Raw genomic sequence first — 4,823 nt, 5'->3', positions numbered from 1 at the left:
CTAATAAGCACATTAGCACATGCTTTTCAAAACCTCTGCGTTGCATACCACCTCCTTCAGGTTAGCACCGTTTTGATGCATGTCAGAAAAGGGAAAGGGAATACTATGGAAGACGCACTTGCCGTAATTTTAGCAGGAGGGATGGGGTCTAGACTCAGCCCACTCACCGATGACAGAACCAAGCCAGCCGTACCTTTTGGCGGAAAATATAGAATTATAGATTTCACACTAACCAATTGTTTACATTCGGGTTTACGCAAGATCCTTGTTTTAACCCAATATAAATCTCATTCACTTCAAAAACACTTACGAGACGGCTGGTCGATATTCAATCCAGAGCTAGGCGAGTACATCACTGCTGTTCCACCACAAATGCGCAAAGGTGGTGCATGGTATGAAGGAACCGCCGATGCGATTTATCACAACATGTGGTTGCTATCGCGAAATGATGCAAAGTATGTGGTTGTGTTATCCGGCGATCATATCTATCGAATGGACTACGCCGCAATGCTTGAAGAGCATAAAGAGAAAGGTGCTAAGCTCACCGTTGCCTGTATGGATGTTCCCGTAGAGGATGCTTCAGCATTCGGTGTAATGGGCACCGCAGAAAACGGGCTCGTTACTTCGTTTATAGAGAAACCTGAAACCCCACCTACTCTTCCTGGAAGCGCGACCAGAAGCCTTGTTTCTATGGGAATATATATCTTTGATATGGATGTTTTGAAAGAAGCGCTTGAAGAAGACTCAAAACTCGATTCATCAAGCCATGACTTCGGAAAAGACATCATACCTAAGCTGATTGATACCGAATCCGTTTACGCTTATCAATTCTGTGGCAGTAAAGGGCGCGTCGATAAAGATTGCTATTGGCGCGACGTGGGTACCATTGATTCCTTCTATGAAGCGAATATGGATCTACTAGAACCTGTGCCGCCAATGAACCTTTATCAGTCCAATTGGGCGATTCGTACTTACGAGCCGCAGTTTCCACCAGCTCGTACTGTATCGTCGGCCACGGGTAATGAAGGCATTTTTATTAACTCCATCATTGCTACCGGTGTCATCAATTCCGGAGGCTCAGTACAGCACTCCATAATCTCCTCTAACGTACGCATTCAAGATAGTGCAACGGTAGTCGATTCCATCATTTTTGATGACGTAGAAGTCGGTGAAGGAAGTCAGTTGGTCAACTGCATAGTTGATAAACATGTTCGTATTCCGCCACATACTCAAATTGGCATCAACAAACTTGAAGATGCGAAGCGATTTAAAATCTCAGACAAAGGTATTGTCGTCATACCCGAAAGTTACCAATTCGATTAAACGACAAACTATCACAACAAAAAAGCGCACGATAATCATCGTGCGCTTTTGTTTAAGTGCCTGTAAACATTAGGCTATAACAAATAATCCATAATAATTAGATGTTACATACCGTTGACCAGCTACCATCTGTACCCGGTTCAGCCGCTGTCCACCAGTTCGCTTGGTAAACCACACCGTTGTGGATGATCTTATCACCTTGGTTAGCGTGGCTTGGATTACCTGCCCAATCCGTTTGTGGCAGAGCTGGGTATGTCACTAAACCTGTCGTATCACACGTACCTGGTTCAGTGGTACCACCACCCGTGCCCGCATTGAGATCACCAATTGGTAGATCTGGCTGTTCAAACTTGAACGCAAACTCTTTACCACCAGAAATCACTGAGTAGTTAGCCGGACCAGAGATTGGTAGGTAGTAAACCATATCAAGCTCGTAAGTGCCGCCCGCTGGCAAGTCTTTCCATGCTGGTAGAGAGAACGACACACGGTGCATTACGCCATCTAAGCCACCAATGTTGTTTGCTCGAGTATGTCCAGAAGCAATCACTTTCAAACCACCACCTGATTGGTCTTTCGCGTTGTCCGGCGCAGATGCTGGGATATCGAATTGGAATTCAGTACCGCCAGGGATCGCTTGACCAGTGTTGTTCGTAAACGTGATTTTCGGGTTAATTGGGTAGTTTTGGTCGCCAACTTTGAAGCCGCCAACACTAACAGTAATGTCTACTGCTTCAGTTGGTGTTGGGCCAGTCGCTACTTTGTTGCCGTAAGGCGTCGCAGACTTAAACTTGTCGTAGATAGCTTTGGTCATAGTGTTACCCATGTGGTATTCACCATTACCCGCCGCACAAGCTTGTTCAGTTGCATCTACTGCCGTACGATTACCATTTGCATCCAGTACGTAACAGTTGTAATCACCGGCTAGTTCCCAGAACATGATACCGCCGATCTCTTTATCGATAACGTAATCGGCTTTCACCTCGATAGAAGCTTTATCTTCCGTAGATAGGAATACGCTCTTCTCTGCGTTCCACAACCAAGGTGCCACAGCAACGCTATCGTAATGACGGGTATAAGTACCAACAAACTTATCTGAAGGATCGTTGACAGGGTCGAGACCGTAAGCAGCTGCGTAAGAGCCCCAAATACCGTTTTCTAGGTTCTTAGCATGCCACATTGGGTTAGAACCAGCGCCCATTTCGTTTCCTTTAGGGTCGGTATCATGCCACATGTTGTCGATACCAATAGCGCCGTGACCACAGTTGTTCTTCTCACCTTCACCTGTGCCCGGTTGGCACTCTGCTTGGTTTGGTAGTGCCGCTCGGCCCCAAAGGCCATTTTCACCACCAGTAACACCTTGCCAACCACGGGTGTAGTAAGGAACACCAATGTTAATACGACCTGCTGGCATAGAACCACGGAAGTAATGGTAAGCCCAGTCTGTGTTCAAGTAACCGATACCACCGTATGCAGCAGTGCCGTATACGTTCCACTGCGCTAACTCAGAGTCTTTACCTGTATCGAATAAAGCCGCGTTATGACCAACGTGATCATTCCAAGCCCCATGCAAGTCGTAAGACATGATGTTTACGTAGTCTAGGTACTTAGTTACATCGAAGGTTTCCATCCCACGTAGCAAGTAACCTGAAGATGGTGCTGCGATAGTCAGCATATAATGAATACCATCTTGCGCGGATGCCGCATCAAGTTTCTCACGCAATACTTTCATCAGCTCTTGGTAAGACGCCCATAAATACTGACGACGTGGTTCCATGAAGTCTTTGTCGTAAGGGTTACCAGCACCAGCCATTGACGTCGGGTATTCATAGTCAATATCCAGGCCATCGAACTTGTACTGACGCATCATTTCAACGGCAGAAGTTGCGAACTTCTCAATACCAGCATGATTAATAGAACCGTCCGCATTCGTCGTCATGGTGTAGAAGCCACCATCAGCTACACGATCGCCGTTCGTATCGAAGTGACCGCCCGTTTCAGCCCAACCACCAATCGAGATTAGCGTTTTAACATCATGTTTTTGCTTGTAAGTTGCTAGTGCACCAAAATGACCTTTAAAACCAAGAGCAGGATCTACCTCAACGCCTGGCCAAGTTTTACCTGTAGCAGGGTTGTTAGGATCATTTACGTCGCCAACGTTTACTTTGCCGTCAGAACCAATGCTCACAAACGCGTAGTTAATGTGAGTAAGTTGTTCCCAAGGAATGTCTTTAACAAGGTAAGTCGCTTGTGGGTCGTCACCTGATCGCCAACTGGTGAAGTAGCCGATTACACGACGTGGGTGATCAGCCCCCATTTTCTCACGACCTTCTTCATCATAAATAGAACAGTAAGGAACATCTACACCCGTTGTTTGATAAAGACCATCAGGACGACAATTAGATGTCACTGCGCCGCCGTTTACTGTTAACGTCGCAATTGCAGAATCTGCTGTTGCTCCAGCATCATCGGTTGCTCTCGCATAAACACTTAATGAGCCAGCTTGTGAAGGGGTTACATCCAGCGTGTATGGCGCTGTTGTAGCAGTGCCAGCAAGCACACCTGCAACATAAAAATCAACTTTAGCAACGGTACCATCCGCATCCGTAGCATTTGCAGTCAGTGTTACGGAACCACCCAGGTCAATAGAGCTCGCAGAAAGCGCGACATCCACTGTCGGCGCTTCGTTACCAGGTTGCGCTGATGCCACAGTTAACGTCACAACACTTGCCGTACTAACGGCACCTGCATCGTCATAGGCCTTGGTAGAGAACTCGTGCTGTCCTTCAGTTGCTGTCCACGATGCAGCATACGGCGCAGACGTTGCCTGACCAACTAATACACCATCAACAAAGAACTCTACTTTGCTAACAGTCCCATCAGTATCTGCCGCATCTGCAGCTAGGTTAACAACATCACCCGCAGTCACAGAAGCCGACGCAGAAGGCGATGTCAGAGTAACCGTCGGGACTTCATTCTGAGGTGGATCAACCGGTCCAGTGCCATCACAAGCGCCAAGTGTTTCCCACTCGCCCCACTCACCAGATTGCGCTGGATTGTTGTTTTGCGTCCAGTAACGCGCTTTATAAGCATTACCTTCATGCTGAACTTGGTCGCCACCGTTATAAACTTTTGATGATTGCCAAGTTTCTAGAGGGGCACAGTCAACTGCTGCGTAGCTATTGAAGGCCATAAGACAAGAAGCGGTGAGTGTGCTTAGTGTGAACACGTTTTTCACTGCGTTGCCGTTTTTAAGGTGCATAATCGCTCTTCCTTAAGTTATTGTTAAAACAATACTAAATGCGCTAAACGAAGCGCATCTATACTTTTATTTCGACGTAAAATAACTTAAGTACAAGTTGGTGATTTCACACTATCTATTTACGAGTTTTCCACACCGCCTCGCAACAATCCACTAAATGATTGCAACAACGTACCTATTATTTGGCACCAGTAACTAATTTTATAACTTAAATAAATATGTCACTCGCAAATTAATAAAA

General features: G+C 46.3%; 2 protein-coding genes. One reads left to right on the top strand and one right to left on the bottom strand.

Annotated features, from left to right (window positions below):
• The first annotated feature begins 105 nt into the window (after window positions 1–105).
• Window positions 106–1,323 (top strand): glucose-1-phosphate adenylyltransferase, encoded by a 1,218-nt coding sequence (gene glgC, locus CAG68_RS08255; RefSeq protein ID WP_033906540.1) that lies wholly within the window; start codon window positions 106–108, stop codon window positions 1,321–1,323.
• Between the two features lie 97 nt (window positions 1,324–1,420).
• Here glgC and CAG68_RS08250 read toward each other — a convergent pair whose 3' ends face one another.
• On the bottom strand, window positions 1,421–4,582 hold the full coding sequence (locus CAG68_RS08250) for a chitinase C-terminal domain-containing protein (RefSeq protein ID WP_161440997.1): 3,162 nt from the start codon (window positions 4,580–4,582) through the stop codon (window positions 1,421–1,423).
• Window positions 4,583–4,823 lie beyond the last annotated feature (241 nt).

Source organism: Vibrio sp. V42_P2S4T144 (assembly GCF_009904715.1).
Taxonomy (GTDB): Bacteria; Pseudomonadota; Gammaproteobacteria; order Enterobacterales; family Vibrionaceae; genus Vibrio; species Vibrio alginolyticus.
Note: the sequence above shows the minus strand (reverse complement) of the source record. Positions and strands in the feature narration are given on the sequence as shown.